Here is a 16,167-nt window from a genome sequence, read left to right as displayed (position 1 = left end):
TGCCAACGCCGTTTTGCTGCGCGCTATCCCGCACTATCCCGCACTATCCATCCCTTGCCGGATACCGTATTCTTTGCCATTGCATTCAAAACAGGTTTTTTGAAGGGAAGAACATGAAGTGGAAAATCATGGCCGCCGTCTTGCTGCTCGGTGCGGCTAGTGGCGCGCACGCGCTCAGCGCCAGCGAAGTAAAGACGTTCACCTTGCCCAACGGGATGAAGTTCATCGTGCTTGTTAGCAGCACCATTCCCAATGCGAATATGTACACGTTCTGGAAAGTCGGCTCGCGCAACGAGGCGCCGGGCACCACGGGGCTGTCGCACTTTTTTGAGCACATGATGTTCAACGGCTCGAAACACTACGGGCCCAAGCAGTTCGACCGGGTGATGGAAGCGAAGGGCGGCAGCAACAACGCTTACACCAGCAACGATGTGACGGTGTACCAGGACTGGTTCCCGGCGGCATCGCTGGAAACCATTTTTGCGCTGGAGAGCGACCGCATCGCCAACCTGGCCATCGATCCCAAGGTCGTCGAGAGCGAGCGCGGCGTGGTGCTGTCCGAGCGCAGCACCGGCCTGGAAAACTCCAACGTGCGCCTGTTGCAGGAAGAAATCAACGGCGTCGCTTTCCAGGCCCACCCGTACTCGTGGCCCGTGATCGGGCACGAGTCGGACATCAAGGCCTGGACGCTGGACGACTTGAAGCGCTACTTCAATGTGTATTATTCCGCCAATAACGCCGTGGCCGTCGTGGTGGGCGACGTCAAGGCCGACCAGGTGCAGGCACTGGCAAGCAAGTATTTCGGCCAGATCGCCAAGCGCGCGCTGCCGCCTCCCGTGCGCACCGTCGAGCCGCCGCAAAAGGGCGAACGGCGCGTATTCGTGGCCAAGGCGTCGGTCACCTCGCCCAATCTGATGATTGCCTACAAGGTGCCGCCGATTGGTTACGCCGACTATTACGCCCTCAACGTACTGCAAAGCATTTTGGTGGACGGCAAGTCGTCGCGCCTGTACAGGGCGTTGGTCGACCAGCAATTGGCAACGACGGTTGGCGCCGACGGCATCGACGGTTTCGATCCGGGCTTGCTGTACCTGTTTGCCGTGGCCGGGGCCAAGGTCACGCCGGCCCAGCTTGAAAAAGCAATGCTGGACGAAGTTTCCCGGGTGATCAACAAGGGCGTCACCGAGGACGAGTTGCAGAAGGTCAAAAACCAAAAGCTGGTGGGCATTTATCGCAATCAAGAAACGATCAACGGCAAAGCCCAGCAGCTGGGCAACTATGAAGTGTTCTTTGGCGACTACAAAAAAATGTTCGACGCGCCCGAGCAATCCCGCAAGTTGACCGTGGCCGACCTGAAGCGTGTCGCCGCCACCTACCTGACCAAATCGCAGCGCACCGTTGGCGTGCTCGCTGCCAAGGAGGATTGATGATCAAGCACCTAGTTGCCGTGAGCCTGGTCGCCGCCAGCGCCGGCACCGGCGCGGCCGAGTTCCGCCTGCCCCCGTTCGAGACCACGCGCCTGCCCAACGGCCTGACCGTGTACCTGATGGAGCGCCACGAAGCGCCGCTGATCGCGGTGAGCGCTGTGCTCAAGGCAGGTGCGGTCAATGATGCCGGCAAGCGCGGCCTGGCCAACCTGGCCGGCGACGCCTTGCTGCTTGGCAGCAGCAAACACGCCAAGGCGACCATCGACCAAGTGTTCGATTTTCATGGCGCCACCCTGGGCGGTGCCAGCAATGAAGAGCAATCGGCGCTGGTTGCCAGTTTCGCCCGCGACGACGCCGCGCTCTTGCTGCCGATGCTGGCCGACATCGTGCAGCAGCCGCGCCTGGACGCCGCCGAACTCGACAAGCTGCGCGAACGCAAGGTACTGGGCTTGAAGCAAGCGAAGGAAGCGCCGCGCAATGTCGTCAAGTCGTACTACCGGGGCATGCTGTTTGGCGATGGCGCCTACGCCAACCCGCCGGCCGGCACCGTTGCCAGCATGAGCGCCATCACGCGCCAGGACGTGCAGGAGTTCCAGCGGCGCTACTATCGTCCCGACAATGCCGCCATCATCGTGGTGGGCGACTTCAAGACGGCCGAGATGCGCGCGCGAATCAGCGCACTGTTTGGCCAGTGGACGGCGAGCGGCGCCGCACCTGCCGCCCAGCAAAACGGCAAGGTCAAGGCCGACAAGGCGCGCGTATGGCTAATCAATAAAGCTGACGCCACCGAGACGACATTTTTGATCGGCGGCGCCGGCATTGCCCGCAACGACCCGGATTATGTGCCCCTGCAAGTGCTCAATACCGTGCTGGGCGGGCGCTTTACCTCATGGCTGAACGACGAATTGCGCGTCAATTCGGGTTTGACCTATGGTGCGCGCAGCGAGTTCGGCACGCTGTCGCAAACGGGCACGTTCGGCATCTCGAGCTTTACCGCCTCGCCCAGCACCGAGCCGGCGCTGGCGCTTGCGCTCAAGACGTACCAGCGGCTGTGGGACAAGGGAATCGACGCGGCCACGCTCGACTCGGCCAAAGCCTACGTCAAGGGCCAGTTTCCATCGCGCTTTGAAACAAGCCAGCAGCTCGCTACGCTGCTGGGCGAGATGTACGTCTCGAACGTGGGGCGCGAGCAGATCGACAACTTCGGCAAAGACGTCGACAGCCTGACCCCGGCGCGCGCCAAGGTGTTGATCGACAAGCACTTCCCGCGCGACAAGTTGCAAATGGTTTTGATCGGCAAGGCTGTCGACATCCGCAAGGTGGCTGCCAAGTACGGCGAAGTCACCGAGCTCGACATCAACGCCGACGGCTTCCAGCCCGCACAATAAACCCCCCAACCAGTTCCCATCGCAATGGGGGAACTGACCCCGGGGTGGCCGTGGCGCTTGGTGCTGGCTTATTTGCGGAAAACAGTTGTTTCCGGGCTTAGTTCACGTTACCTTGGAGAATGTCGTTTCCGATCTACGTAATGTCTAAGAAAAATCAACGTGTCATCGACGAACTTTTATCAGCGGCCGGCCGCGCTCAATCGTAAACACCATCGCAACCTCAAGCTCGACACAGGCAAGAGCAATTACCTTTTCGCGGCGCATACCAATTCGCTGCTGCTCGCCAGCACGGAACTGATCGACGCGGCAGCAAGCTATCCGCTTGTGTTTGTCGGCAATGATGGCGGGCCGTACACGCTGGCCGCCATGGTGGGTTTGAACAACGCCGAAAATCTGTTTGTCGATGCGGCCGGTAAATGGGATGCGGGCAGCTATGTGCCAGCCTTTGTGCGCCGTTATCCCTTTGTGCTGTCCGGCGGTGGCGGCGACGGCGAGCCGGAGATGACCGTTTGCATCGACGAAGCATTTGCCGGCCTGAACGAAGCGGCAGGACAGCCCCTGTTCGACACGCAAGGCAAGGAAACGCCACTGCTGGCTGCCGCCATCGACTTCTTGCAACATTTTCACGCCGAAATGCTCAACACCAACGCTTTTGCCGAACGCCTGTCCACCCTCGGCCTGCTGACGGCGCGTTCGTTCGAGGTCTTGCGAAATGGCAATAAGCTGGTGGTGGAAGGCGTCGTCATCATCGATGCAGAAAAGCTGGCCACGCTTGACGACGCCACCGTGCTGGCCATGGTGCGCAGCGGCGACATGGCCCTGGCGCATGCCCATCTGTTGTCGCTCAAGCAAATTCCCCACTTGGCCGTGCGCATGGAGGAACGCCATTCGCCGCAAAGCTGAAGCAGGTCATGGTTCGTCACGGTCGGTAGCCGGGCTCATCCAATCGAACGGGCGCGTCAATACCGTACAATCTGCGCAACAGACGAGCGTGCCGTCCGCCACGCCATTTGCTCTACAGGAAACACCCATTTCCATGCTCGATCCCATCCCGCACGGCGCTGACACCGGCGCGACCGTCACCGTGACCGACATCGGCACTGCGATCTTTGAAAGCAGCAACGATTGCGTCAAGATGCTCGATCCCGACGGCTGCGTGTTGTCGATGAATAAAAATGGTCAGTGCCTGATGGAAATTGACGATTTCAGCAGCGTTGCCGGGCGGGCGTGGGCAAGCCTGTGGCCGCAAGCGTCCAGCGGCGCCATCTGCACTGCGCTGGCCGACGCGCGCGCCGGGCGCACCGGCCGCTTCGAAGCCTACTGTCCGACCGCCAAAGCGACGCCCAAATGGTGGGACGTGATCGTCACGCCGGTGCTCGGTGCCGGCGGGCAGGTCGAGAAAATCCTGGCGATTTCGCGCGACGTCACCGAAGTGCGCCGCGCCAATGACGAACTGCGCGCCAGCCATGAGCGGTTTTCACTGCTGCTCGAGTCGTCCAGCGAGGGCATCTATGGCATCGGGCCGGGCCATATCTGCACCTTCATCAACCGCGCCGGTGCCCAGATGCTCGGCTATGAGCCGGCTGAACTGATCGGGCGCCAGTTGCACAGCGTGGTGCACCATCACCATGCCGACGGCAGCGCCTATCCGTGGGAAGAATGCCGGCTGGCAAAGGCGGTGCGGGAAGGCGCCGCCGTGCGCATCGAGGACGAAGTGTTCTGGCACAAGGATGGGCGCGCCATTGCCGTCTCTTACGCGGTGGCGCCCATGGCCGGCGAGGGCGGGCAAGCGGGCGCGGTCGTCACCTTTGCCGATATCACCGAGCGCAAGCAAAACCAGAAAGCGCTGCAATCGAGTGCCGAGCGATTGCGCGTGGCAACCGACGCCGCCGAACTGGGCCTGTGGGCGTGGGAGCCGGAAACGGGCAATGTTACGTGGGAAAACGCACGCGGCTACCAGATTCTGGGCATTCCCACTTCCAGCGGCCCGGTCGACGCCGCGCAATTTGCCGCCACTTTCCTGCACCCGGACGACATTGCCGCCTTCGAGCATGCGGTCTCGGTCACGCTGGCCGAAGACCGCCGCTTCAAGTTTGAGGGGCGCATTCTTCGGCGCGACGGCCAGGTGCGCTGGGTTGAGCTGTACGGGCGCAGCCAGCCGCGGCCCAACGCCGGCGCCTACCTGGTGGGGACGATTGCCGACATCAGCGAGCGCAAGCAAGCCGAAGAAAACCTGCGCGACGCCGACCGCCGCAAGGATGAATTCCTGGCCATGCTGGCGCACGAGCTGCGCAATCCTCTGGCCCCGATTGGCGCTGCCGCCGAACTGCTCAAGCTGGGCAAGTCGGATGCCGCGCGGGTGCGCCAGACCAGCGAAATCATCAGCCGCCAGGTGTCGCACATGACCCACCTGGTGGACGACCTGCTCGATGTCTCGCGCGTCACGCGCGGCCTGGTCACGCTCGACAAGGTGGCGCTCGACATGCGCCATATCGTTACCGACGCCGTCGAACAGGCCAGCCCGCTAATCCGCAACAAGCAGCACGCGCTGGCCCTGCACCTGACGCCGGCCGTCACGACCGTAATGGGCGACAACAAGCGCCTGGTGCAGATCGTCTCCAACCTGCTTAACAATGCGGCCAAGTACACGCCGGCCGGCGGCGCCATTGTGCTGCGTACCGAAGTCGACCAGGACATGGTGCTGCTGACGGTCAGCGACAATGGCATCGGCATCGAGCGCCAGCTGGCCGCCCGTGTGTTCGACCTGTTCACCCAGGCCGAGCACACGCCGGACCGCTCTTCCGGCGGGCTGGGCCTGGGCCTGGCGCTGGTCAAGAACCTGGTCGAGCTGCACGGCGGCTCGGTGAGCTGCTACAGCGCCGGAGCGGGGCAGGGCAGTACGTTTCGCGTCGCGCTGCCGCGCCTGGCGCTGCGGGGCGGGCCGGATGCAGCCTGCGAAGGCTTGCCGCTTGACGAGAAACAGCACGTGCCCTTGCGGGTGCTGCTGGTCGACGACAATGTCGACGCGGCCCTGATGCTCGGCATGCTGCTCGAAGCGTCGGACCACGCGGTGACGGTGGTCCATGGCGCCGACCACGCGCTGGCATGCATCGAGCGGCAAACCTTTGACGCCTGCCTGCTCGACATCGGCCTGCCTGAAATGGATGGCAACGAGCTGGCCCGGCGCCTGCGCCAGCATCCGCGCACAGGGGCCTGCGTGCTGGTCGCCATCACTGGCTATGGCCAGGAAAGCGATCGTCGCAATACGGCCGAAGCCGGTTTCGACCACCATTTCATCAAACCGGTCGACACCCGCAAATTGCTGGCGCTGCTGGAAAAAATCGCTTTAAAGCAGGGCGGATGCACGCGTGTTGCCTCGTTTGGCAGAAATAGGGCATAGTCAAATGACTAACCCCAACAAAGGCGCCACCATGACCAGCAATACGCACCCGCAAGACGATGACCTCACCGTCCAGATCGAACACGCCATTGAATCGGTGCTGGATTTGGCCAACCCGCCGCCGGCGGCAGATAGCGCGACGGGCCAGCCGTTCGCACCAGAAATAGCGCCGGCCGAAGGCGTACCGCTGGTCTCCGACGCCGAGCTGGAGCAACAGGCGCTGGCGCATCCGGGGGGCGACGCCGATCCGTCGACGCCGGAGTAGCGTGGCTGCGGTCCCATGGTACAAGGACCGCGCTGTGTATTTCACCAATATTTTCATTAACATCGTCCTCGCGCACGAGGGTGCAGTAAAACCCGTTTCGGTCGGCCCGACAGAAATCGCGAAGTTTGCGAACCGAAATCGAGAACAATAGCGTACTCGCGCACGCGGGTACCCATAGAGCCGATGGCCTTAGTTCTCACCACCATCGTCAGCGGGCCCCATGCACCGGCCTCACTTCACATCGCCGCAATCGATGTCGCCCGCACCCTGATGGTCGAACATCTGAATGCCCAGGCAACTGCCATCGCTGCTGCATTCCTGGATGTAGATGCGGATAAACTTCATCTTTTCCTGCGGCACTTCGAAGTTTTCCGGCAACGATAGAATCGTGGCGATCTCCTTGCGGCTCAGTTTGCGCTTGAAATCGACCGAAATTTGCTGCAGGTCGCCGTGCTCCCAGCTCAGGTCGATGGTCTTGATGTCGGGGTGGATCTTCGCCGCAGCCGCATCCGGAAAGGCAGGACCTTCTTCATACGCGTCGGCAGCCGTGCACGGGTTGCCACCGGCGACGTAAGGCTTGGCGCTGCAGTTAAAACGCTTGTCCCTGACGCCAAAGGTCTTTTCGACGTAACAGCCAAACTGCACCGGGTTCATTCCCGGCCACGTCAGCAGCTTGTGGTGCGCCACCGCCACGTTTCCAGTGGCAAAACCGAGCCGGGAGACCAGCGCGAGCACGGCAAACGCCATTAAATATTTCATTTCATCCTCTATCGCTGCCAAGTTTCCTAATCGCACCATTATCGCCCGGTTTTTACCCCCTCGCTCCACTGCTCATTGGAAAGCGTCCGATTGCCGCAAAGGCATGCGCGTCGCTCGTTTGCGCCCGGTGCTAAGATGAACCACCGCAGTCGCGCTTGCTTGCACTGCCCGCCGAAAGAAAGACATGTCGCCCCTTGCCGGATCCACTGCTGGCGCCACCGATATCGCCGACGTCGCCCCGGTGGCTGCCGCCTTGCTGGCGCAACTGCAGCGATTGCAGCAGCAACTATCCGAATGCATCAATTGCGCCACCGCCCAAACGCCACAGGGCAAGGCGGCAATCGACGCCATCCGCGGCAAGATCAGCCAGGTTGAACAGCGCATCGCGCACTCCGACCAGGCCGGCGAACGGCGCCAGGCGCTGCTGGCAACGGGCAAAACCGAGCCGGCTGCATCGCTCGCCTCGTCCGCCGGCAGCGTTTCCCAGGCAGCCAAGTCGTCGCCGCTGGGCCGCACCATCGACCTGTTTGCCTAAGACGTGAAGAAAGCGAGCCGGGAATGGACATGACCGGTCCGGCATCGTCGAGCCCGACCGGCTGCCAGCGCCGGCCCGGGGGCGCGCCCTTTCCAAATCGGCCCAACTAGGGCAGAGTGTCGGCTGTTTGCCTAGCGAAAGACACGCCATGACGATTTCCGAACTCCCTTTCCGGGCCACCGTTGAACAGGCCAGCGCCTGGCTGGCTCACCAGACCGGCTCGCCGTGGAGCCTGGCCCGCCTGCTCGAGCATGGCGTCACGCCCTACGTCTGGCTCGACTTTGATGCCGCGCATGCCGCCTTGTTTGGCGACGCCAACGGCGGGTACGCCGCGCCGATCTTTTTCGAGCAGGATATTGCCCGCCTGGCTGCGGGCAGCGACGATGTGCTGATCACCATGACCAAGGATGCCTACAAGATTGTCGCCACGTTGCCGCCGCCCGGCTTTCGGCGCGCGCTGCACGAGCTGCGCTTCCTCAAGAAAGACCTGGAGCGCCTCGCCGCGCAATGCAAGCGCGCCGCCGAAGCGCAGCCGGTCAAAGTCGAGCCAGCCCGGGAATCGCGCGATGGCATCAGCGGTGCACAGGTCTTGCTCGCCTTTGCCGGCATGGTCAGGATCGATCTGGAGCGCGCCCTGGCCGAGGCGGGCGGCATTTTCGGGGACGATGGCGCGCGCGTGAAGGGCAGCGCGAAACAATCGAGGAACAAGGCGCTGTGGAATCCCGTCACGCTCGCGCTTGGATTGAACGAGGTGCACCGGGTGCCCATCTCGCGCCTGAACCGCGCGTTCGAGACGCATGATTTTCTGTTTGCGTGGGCGCCCCAATGGACCCAGAGCCTTCTGTTACTGGGTAAATAGCGAGGAACGGCTCCGCCAGTTTTGGCGCCGGACGCGGGAAAATCGCCAAAGGCAGAGCGCGTCATGCTAGCATCCGCCTGTACTTTTTGATAAGGTTCTCCATGGCGGACAGCGAAACAGTCGACGGACCGGACCAGGCGCTGCGGGCACAGGCTGCCACACGCGCTGCCGTCCTCGAACGGCGCGTGGCCGCCCTGGAAAAGATCGTCGCCATGGAACGGCGCTTGCGCGCGGTCCACACGCTCAGCCTGGCTGCGCCTGCGCCTGCACCGCGCCGGGCGCCGTTGCCGATGCCCGGCGCGCCGCTGGACGACGACTCCACCGTCCTGCACCGCCCTGGCCCGGCCATCGACGACGCCACCGTGCTCTACCCGCGCAAGCCCACGCCCGGCAAAGCGGCCACGTCCGAAACCGCCCTGGTTCTCGCGCCTGGCTTTCACCTGGCCGAGTACCGCATCGACGCCGTGCTGGGCCAGGGCGGCTTTGGCGTGACCTACCTCGCCACCGACGTGCACCTGAACGCCAAGGTCGCAATCAAGGAATACCTGCCGGGCGAACTGGCGCAGCGCTCGGGCGACAAGTCGGTGTCGCCGCGCTGCCCCGAAGTCGGGACCCTGTACCAGGACGGGCTGGATAATTTCCTGGTCGAGGCGCGCACGCTGGCCACCTTCCGCCACCCGAACATCGTGCGCGTGGCGCGATTTTTCGAAGCCAACCGCACCGCTTATATGGTGCTCGAATACGAGCGCGGCCAGAGCCTCAAGCAATGGTGGCCGCAGTGCAGGGCCACCGCCGAAAGCGAGTTGCTCGGCCTGCTGCAGCCCTTGCTTGACGGCTTGGCCGTGGTGCACCAGGCCGGCTTTTTGCACCGCGACGTCAAACCCGACAACATCTACTGGCGCAAGGACGACGGCAGCCTGGTGCTGCTCGACTTCGGCGCGGCGCGCCTGGCGGCCGGCCAAGCTGACACGCTGGCCGACGTCGTCACGCCCGGCTACGCGCCGCCCGAGCAGTACGGCGGTGCGGCGCAAGGGCCGTGGACCGACATCTATGCGCTCGGCGCCACGCTGTACTGGATGGTTACCGGGGCCAAGCCGCCCGCCGCCCCGCAGCGCGAGCGCGGCGCGGCCACCATGGTCAGCGCGCTCGAAGCGGGGCAGGGCCGCTACAGCGGCGCGTTCCTGGGCGCCGTCGACTGGGCCTTGGCGCTCGACCCTGCGGCCCGTCCGCAGAACCTGCAAGCGTTTTCGCGCCAGCTGTTCGCCGCCCACGCGGGCAGCCTGGCGCTGCGCGACGCGCTGCGTGAAGACGACACCGACACCAACACCGACACCGACGCCGACATCGGCATGGGCAACGCGAGCTGGCGCGCCTTGCTCGACTCGCCGCGCTTGCTCAAGCGGCGCGCCGTGCGGCTGGGCCGCGCGGTGACCCATCCGATCTCCTGGCCGCTGGTGCTGAAGATGACGATCGCGATGGTGCTCGCCGCGCTGCTGCCGATGCTGATGACGGCCTACTACAACTTGAACGGTTCGGTGAAGGCGGTGTCGGCCAGCGAAATGCGCAATCTGCAGCGCATTGCCGCCAGCAGCGCCGGCCAGGTGGCGCAACTGGTCGAGGATAGCCAGAACCTGGCCAACTACGCGGCCACCGAGGCCGAATTCATCGACTACCTGCGGCGCGCGGACGCGGCGCGCAAGCAGGTGGTACTGGCCAAGATGGGCAACCTGATCCGGACCCACCCCGACGTTGCCCTCATTTTCCTGATGAACCCCGATGGCCTGGCGCTCGCGGCCAGCGGGCCCAATGTCGAAGGCAACAACTATGGCTTTCGCGAGTATTTTAAAGAGGCGGTCAAGGGGCGCGCCGCGCGCACCGGCATCCTGGTCGGCGCGAGCGACGGCAAGCGGGGCATGTTTTACGCCAATCCGATTGTCGACAGCGCCGACAAGGTGCTGGGCGTGGTGGTCCTGCGCATCAAGGCGAGCAGCATTGCCGACATTTTGCAGGGGATTACCGCCGGGACCGACCGGGTGCCCTTCATGATCGACGGCGACGGCATCCTGATCTACTATCCAGACGAAAAGAACCTGTATCGCAGCCTGGGCGTGCTGTCGGCGCCAACCCAGAAGCGGATCGTGGCCGACAAGCGTTTTGCGCGCGAGCACATCGACAGCGTCCACATGCCACAGCTGGCGCGCACGCTGGTGGGCGCCACGGCGCCCGGCAGCGTCACTTACGTGTCGACGCTGTCGGACGAGGAAGAACACGCAGGCTTTGCGCCGGTCAAGGGCCACGACTGGGTGGTGGGCGTGAGCGAATCGCGCCGCGTGTTCGAAGCGCCGTTGCGCAAGCTGTTCCAAAATGTTTTGTTCAGCGTGGTGCTGGTCGGCGTGCTGTTCCTGGTGCTCGCGGTGCTGTTCGCGCGCAGCATCGTGCGCCCGATTGCGCGCCTGACTGCGGCCGCCAACGCGCTCAAGGAAGGCGACTACGAGGGCGCCAACATCAAGGTCACCAGCGCAGACGAGATCGGCCGCCTGGCGCGCACCTTCAATGTGATGATCGACGTGCTGCGCCAGCGCGAGCGCGAAAAACGCAGCGGCCGACGAGCGCGCGAGCTGCCTGACGACTGATGCGCGTGCCGTGACTGGCGGCTCGTCATTTGCTGCTACGTCACTGGCTGCTACGTCCTTGGCCGCTACGTCACTGGCTGCTACGTCACTGGCTGCTACGTCACTGGCTGCTACGTCACGCGCGCGGCCAGTCGCCACGCGGCGAGCCGTCCCACATCGAAGCCGGCGTCGTCGCGCACGTTCAGCTGCCAGCGCCCACGGATCGGGCGCCCGAGCAGTGCGCGCAGGCCGGGCGTGTCTTGCGGCGTATAGGCGCGCACCAGGTTGTGCGCCGCTCCGCCGGCATGGTTATGCAGCAGCACGGCGCTGTTGTCGGGCGCAATGAGCTCGATACGCAGGTCGCCAATATAGGTGTGGCGGATGTCCACCTGCAGGCGGATGTCGCCGATGCGCCCGTCGTCGTTGACGTCGATGGCGCTGGCCACCGGCGCGCCCGCGTCGGGAATAGCCAGGTTGGGCTCTTGCCCAAGGTCGATGCGGCGCGTGTCGGCCGCGCCGGCCAAGGCCTGGCGCACCGCGCGCGCCGCGTTGACCTTGCCGTAACCGAACCACAGGCTGAAGCCGTCGGCGTTGAAGTCGCCCGCTCGGTTAACGGCGGTGTCGGTAGCCAGCGACAGGTCCTTGTCGGCCGTGCCTTGCACCAGGGTCTTGACCTGCAGCGCGGACAGTTGTGCATTGGCCGAGAGCACCAGAGCGCACACGCCGGCCACCGTCGGCGTGGCGCTCGAGGTGCCGCCAAAGCGTCCCGTAAAGCGCGAGTCGGGCGTAAAGTCAGACCCTGGACCTGCGCCTTCGTTGTCGGTGGTAGTAATGCCGCGCCCGGGCGGCGTGGACAGACCCAGGTTGTCCCAGTTGTCGGACGGTGCGCACACGCTGATCTGGCGCCCCCAGGACGAATAGGGGGCGCGCGTCTTGCGCGAAGTGCTGGCGCTGACGGTGATCACGTCCGGGTGGGCGGCGACCCAGCGATCGATCGGGCCGCGGTAGCTGCGCAGGGCGCCGTCGTGGTCGCGGTAGCGGTAGGCGAGCGTATTGTCCAGGTCGGCCACCGGACAATTGCTGTTGCCCGCCGCAATGCAAAACACCAGGCCCTTGCCGCGCCGCCCGCCACTGCGCGCCAGCCTGGCCATGGCATCATGCAGCGCGCGGCTCATGGGGGCGTCGGCGGGACCGACGCCCCATGAGCACGAGAGCACGAGAGCACGTCAGCCAGCGTCGAGATCTTGTCGAACATGACGATGAAATGGGCGTCCGACATGGCGCCCAGCGGAAAGCGCACGGCCACCAGCGCGCAGCCGGGCGCCACGCCGATCACGCCGCTGCCATTGCCTTCGGCCACGGCCACGCCCAGGCAGGGCGTGCCATGGTAGTTGCCGGCGCGCGGCTGCACGTCGTCGTTCCAGGCGATCGACGCATTGTCGGCATCGCCGCCCAGCACCGCGTTCAGGCGCGCGCGCACCTTGTCCTGGCCCTGGAAGTCGGGGTGGGTCAGGTCGAAGCCGTCGTCGGCGACGGCCACCACGATGTCGCGCCGTCCCAGCGTGCTGTCCCACGCGTCCGGCGCGAAAATCCCGGCCCCCGGCCACCAGGTCGGGCGCGACGCTGGCCGGCGCATGCAAATGCCACTGCTGGGCGAAACGCTCGTCGGCGGGAATGAAGGCGAACCTGGTCAACGGGCGGATGATGTTCGGCTCGGCGTACTCGATGTCGGCGTCAGTCGCGGCGGCGTTGGCCGCGCCGATCGGATTGCTGCCGGTGGCGTCGGTCACGCGCACCAGGTAAGTCAGGTTGCCCAGGTCGCGCTCACGCACCAGGTGCCGGTCCTGCAAATAGGCACTGCTGCGCTCGTCAGGCGTGTCGGGCTTGAACTTGATGAAAAAGCTCTCGGTGATGAGGTATTCGGTCTCGCCGCTTTCGCGGTCGCGGTAGACGTGGTGCACGACATGGCGGGCCGCGCGCATGGCGTCGACCGACCCGTTCGCGCTCCGGCCCGGGCACGGTGGCGCGCACCAGTCCGGGCGCCACGCTTTGCACTTGCAGCAGATTGACGCCGGCGCGCGCCGCCGCCTGCTGCGCCTGTTCGGCGGTGGCGGCCCGGATCGTGATGTCGGCGTCGTCCTTGCGCACCGCGATCTTGCGTCCGCCCTGCCAGAAAAATGTGGTGTCGGTCATGTTTGCTCCCTGGTGATGGTTGCGCTAGCGGTAGTCAACGCTCAGCGTGGCGAGCGCACCGTCGGCGATGCGTACATAGCCCGGTGCGCTCTGCTTGTCGGAAAATTGCAGCCGCAGTTGAGTGATGGCGCCGCTGCCCTGGTTGAGCGCCGCCAGGCCGGCCGCGCTAAATGGACCCGACAGGCCGGCGCCGGTGAACCGGGCGATGCTGGCCACTGCCGCGGCCGTGGGTGATACCCCCCAGTCGGCCGGCTCGGCGCTGGCGCGCGCGCCAAAGACGCCGCGCGCCACGTCGATCGTGATCGGGCCGGCCGCGGCGTCGTCCCACGGGTAGCCAAAGCGCCAGTGATGGGTTACGCGCAGCACGGCGCGCACGACCGTAGCGCCGGCGGGAATGGCGCTGGTGTCGAACGAGAGCACGGCGCGATTAAATTTGCCGTCGCTGCCCCGGCCAGTGGCCAGGCTGGAAAAAACGCCCGTTTCGGCAGCGCCGCCGCCGGCGCGCGCCTTGACGTAGCCGTCGTCGGCGGCATTGCTGGCAAAGACCAGCTGGTGTACCTCGCCGGCGCCGCCGCCGCCGGCCCCCGTGCGGGGCGCGGCCAGGCGGTCGAGCATGCGCTTGACGGGCGCGATCTGAACGCCGTTGCGCGTGTCGTAAGTGTCGGGCGAGGTATAGCCCCACCAATCGAAGCAGCCATTCGGGTTGCGTAGCGCAATACTTACCGTCTGCGGATACAGCACGATCAACCTGTTGCTGTCGGCCCATTGATTCAGGCCGCTGTTGCGCACATAGGCGTCATCGACATACTGTGCATACTGAAAGCAGCCGTGAAAGGCCACGTGCCCCCGGCATTGCGCGCCCTGCGCGCAGCTGGCCGGCACGTAGGCCCAGCCGCTGTCGTCCATGCCTGCGCTGCGCGCGCCGGCGATGAATTCATTCTGGTTAAATGCGATGAAGCTGCCCGACAGCACGCCGCCGTTGCGCGGCGCGAGCGGCCCGTAGATATGCTGCAACAGTTCGCCCGCGGCGTCATAGTCGCAGTCGTTGACGTAGGCGTCGCGCAAGATGGCGTTGTTCTTGTAGGCGCAAGGCTGCACGCGGCGGTCGCCTTCGAGCACAACCTGGTTATGGAAGGTCTCGATGTCATGGCGGTAGACGATGTTCTGGGCCGGCATGAAGTTGGCGTAGTAGGCGCTCAGGGTGTCGACCACGGCCGGGCGCACCACGTCGTCGTCGGTGCCGACGAAGATCCAGGCCTTTTGGCGCGCCAGATTGGCCGGGTTGTCGATCAGGCCGGCGGCGGCGCGCGCGCGTGAGCTGGGCAAAGCGCGCGATGTCGCCCGCCGTAGGCGCCGGGAAAAAGAGGTTGGGACTCATGCAGCGCGTCTGGGCGATGAAGACATTGCCCTCGGCGCAGTGGTAAGGGCCGCCGGCGAACACGCCCACCCCTTGCATGATCGACGAGTGCGCCACGTGCATCTGGACCGCCATATAGGCGCCTGCCGACAGGCCCGACACCGAGCTTTGCGTGACGTCGACCCCGTAGGCCGGTAGGCTGACCGGCGCCCCCCGGGCGACGGCGAGCGCGCCGGCCAGGATGGCCAGCAGCATGGTTATTGCACAGCGATGCAGTTTGCCGCCCATGGCATGCCCCGTCTGGTGGCGCCGGCCCGTTTGCCGGCGCCCGTGTCCAGTTAGGCGCGCGGCAGGGCGCAGAGTTCAGACTTTATTTTGGGGCCGGCACGGGCAGGGTAATGCCAAGGTCCAGGCGCGGCCGCCGGAGCTCAGCACGTCCTTGGCGCCGGCCCCGGGCACGACCAGCTGCTTGCACTCGTCACTGGCGTGGCTACTCGCTGATCAACTGGTAGCCCTGGCGATACACGGTGAGCAGGCAGGAGCGGCCATCGTCGAGCAGGCCGAGCTTGTGGCGCAGGCTCGACAGATGAACGTCGATGTTGCGGTCGAAGCGCGCCAGCGGCCGGCCAAGGCCCAGCTCGGACAGTTCATTCTTGCTCACGGGGCGGCCCGGATGCATGGCCAGCACTTCGAGCAGGTTGAATTCGGTGCTGGTGAGCGCGAGCATGGCGCCGTTCCAGGAAGCGCGGCGCAGCGACGGCACCATGAGCAGCTTGCCCACCGCCAGCGTGACCGGACCGCTGCTGTTGTCCGGCGGCGGATGGGCGCGCCGCAAGATGGCGCGGATGCGCGCCGTCAGTTCGCGTGGCGTGCACGGCTTGGTGACATAGTCGTCGGCGCCCAGTTCCAGCCCCAGGATGCGGTCGGTGTCGTCGCCGCGCCCGGTCAGCATCAGGATGGGCAAGCGGCTTTTTTCGCGGATCAGGCGCAGCGTTTGAATGCCGTTCATGCGCGTCATCATCACGTCGACGATGGCAATGCAAAATTGCCCGCCGAGCGCCAGCGCGGCGCCGCTTGCGCCATCGTACGCCATGCCCATCCCAAAACCTTCCCGGGTCAGGTAGTCGCGCAGCATCTCCACCAGTTCCACGTCGTCGTCGATGAGCAGCACATTGTTCATTTCACCATGATAGCAAAGGGCGCCGTGGCGCGACACGGCGCCTGTCACCGCGCTCCTGTTGGCGGCCTGATACGCGGCGACATGCGACGGGCAAAAAAAAGCCTGCCCCGAAGGGCAGGCAAATCCAATTCTTGGTAGAAGTTGGAGGAGACGACCTAATAATGCTGCACTGCCGCAAAAATGTCCAGCGAA

The 16,167-nt window shown here is 64.9% G+C and carries 15 protein-coding genes; 9 read left to right on the top strand and 6 right to left on the bottom strand.

The genetic code is table 11. The features are described 5' to 3' along the window. Positions 1 to 113: 113 nt before the first annotated feature. The 5 genes from ACP7BV_RS05055 to ACP7BV_RS05035 all read left to right on the top strand — a co-directional run bounded on the left by ACP7BV_RS05055 (position 114) and on the right by ACP7BV_RS05035 (position 6,480). Positions 114 to 1,427, top strand: coding sequence for a M16 family metallopeptidase (locus ACP7BV_RS05055; protein WP_426102143.1), 1,314 nt, complete (start codon positions 114 to 116; stop codon positions 1,425 to 1,427). After that, positions 1,427 to 2,815: a M16 family metallopeptidase gene (locus ACP7BV_RS05050; RefSeq protein ID WP_426102141.1), complete on the top strand. Its 1,389-nt coding sequence runs from the start codon at positions 1,427 to 1,429 to the stop codon at positions 2,813 to 2,815. The genes ACP7BV_RS05055 and ACP7BV_RS05050 overlap by 1 nt, the downstream gene beginning before the upstream one ends. 159 nt (positions 2,816 to 2,974) lie before the next feature. Next, a complete protein-coding gene (locus tag ACP7BV_RS05045) occupies positions 2,975 to 3,718 on the top strand; it encodes a SapC family protein (RefSeq protein ID WP_426102139.1) in 744 nt (247 codons plus the stop codon). A 133-nt stretch (positions 3,719 to 3,851) separates the two neighbouring features. Then, on the top strand, positions 3,852 to 6,215 hold the full coding sequence (locus tag ACP7BV_RS05040; RefSeq protein WP_426102137.1) for a PAS domain S-box protein: 2,364 nt from the start codon (positions 3,852 to 3,854) through the stop codon (positions 6,213 to 6,215). Between the two features lie 31 nt (positions 6,216 to 6,246). After that, entirely contained in the window at positions 6,247 to 6,480 is a 234-nt protein-coding gene (locus ACP7BV_RS05035) for a hypothetical protein (protein WP_426102135.1), read from the top strand. A 231-nt stretch (positions 6,481 to 6,711) separates the two neighbouring features. Here the strand turns inward: ACP7BV_RS05035 and ACP7BV_RS05030 are convergent, their stop codons facing one another. Then, entirely contained in the window at positions 6,712 to 7,239 is a 528-nt protein-coding gene (locus ACP7BV_RS05030; protein WP_426102133.1) for a hypothetical protein, read from the bottom strand. 184 nt (positions 7,240 to 7,423) lie between these two features. Between ACP7BV_RS05030 and ACP7BV_RS05025 the strand changes: the two genes are divergently transcribed. The 3 genes from ACP7BV_RS05025 (at position 7,424) to ACP7BV_RS05015 (ending at position 11,266) form a co-directional block, all read left to right on the top strand. Continuing rightward, positions 7,424 to 7,774, top strand: coding sequence for a hypothetical protein (locus tag ACP7BV_RS05025; protein WP_426102131.1), 351 nt, complete (start codon positions 7,424 to 7,426; stop codon positions 7,772 to 7,774). 148 nt (positions 7,775 to 7,922) lie between these two features. Then, complete coding sequence (locus ACP7BV_RS05020) at positions 7,923 to 8,633, top strand: hypothetical protein (protein WP_426102129.1); 711 nt, start codon at positions 7,923 to 7,925, stop codon at positions 8,631 to 8,633. A 101-nt stretch (positions 8,634 to 8,734) separates the two neighbouring features. Continuing rightward, complete coding sequence (locus tag ACP7BV_RS05015) at positions 8,735 to 11,266, top strand: protein kinase domain-containing protein (protein WP_426102127.1); 2,532 nt, start codon at positions 8,735 to 8,737, stop codon at positions 11,264 to 11,266. A 110-nt stretch (positions 11,267 to 11,376) separates the two neighbouring features. Here ACP7BV_RS05015 and ACP7BV_RS05010 read toward each other — a convergent pair whose 3' ends face one another. Then, the gene (locus ACP7BV_RS05010; RefSeq protein WP_426102125.1) at positions 11,377 to 12,420 is read right to left on the bottom strand and encodes a S8 family serine peptidase; all 1,044 of its coding nucleotides are present in this window, start codon (positions 12,418 to 12,420) and stop codon (positions 11,377 to 11,379) included. Then, positions 12,417 to 12,881, bottom strand: a complete 465-nt coding sequence (locus ACP7BV_RS05005) for a S8 family serine peptidase (RefSeq protein WP_426102123.1) — start codon at positions 12,879 to 12,881, stop codon at positions 12,417 to 12,419. Before ACP7BV_RS05005 ends, ACP7BV_RS05010 begins: the two co-directional genes overlap by 4 nt. A gap of 38 nt (positions 12,882 to 12,919) precedes the next feature. Here ACP7BV_RS05005 and ACP7BV_RS05000 point away from each other — a divergent pair, with 38 nt between their 5' ends. Continuing rightward, positions 12,920 to 13,048, top strand: coding sequence for a hypothetical protein (locus tag ACP7BV_RS05000; RefSeq protein ID WP_426102121.1), 129 nt, complete (start codon positions 12,920 to 12,922; stop codon positions 13,046 to 13,048). 66 nt (positions 13,049 to 13,114) lie between these two features. Here the strand turns inward: ACP7BV_RS05000 and ACP7BV_RS04995 are convergent, their stop codons facing one another. The 3 genes from ACP7BV_RS04995 to ACP7BV_RS04985 all read right to left on the bottom strand — a co-directional run bounded on the left by ACP7BV_RS04995 (position 13,115) and on the right by ACP7BV_RS04985 (position 15,975). Then, positions 13,115 to 13,438 carry a hypothetical protein gene (locus ACP7BV_RS04995; RefSeq protein WP_426102119.1) on the bottom strand — a complete coding sequence of 108 codons (324 nt, stop codon included), beginning with the start codon at positions 13,436 to 13,438 and terminating at the stop codon, positions 13,115 to 13,117. A gap of 24 nt (positions 13,439 to 13,462) precedes the next feature. Further along, positions 13,463 to 14,764 carry a hypothetical protein gene (locus ACP7BV_RS04990; RefSeq protein ID WP_426102117.1) on the bottom strand — a complete coding sequence of 434 codons (1,302 nt, stop codon included), beginning with the start codon at positions 14,762 to 14,764 and terminating at the stop codon, positions 13,463 to 13,465. A gap of 521 nt (positions 14,765 to 15,285) precedes the next feature. Continuing rightward, on the bottom strand, positions 15,286 to 15,975 hold the full coding sequence (locus tag ACP7BV_RS04985; protein ID WP_426102347.1) for a response regulator: 690 nt from the start codon (positions 15,973 to 15,975) through the stop codon (positions 15,286 to 15,288). Positions 15,976 to 16,167: the final 192 nt, after the last annotated feature.

Origin of the sequence: Massilia sp. TSP1-1-2 (assembly GCF_049896185.1) — a bacterium.
In the GTDB taxonomy this organism is placed as follows: domain Bacteria; phylum Pseudomonadota; class Gammaproteobacteria; order Burkholderiales; family Burkholderiaceae_D; genus Telluria_A.
The sequence above is the reverse complement of the archived record's forward strand: the minus strand, read 5'-3'. Positions and strand labels throughout refer to the sequence as shown.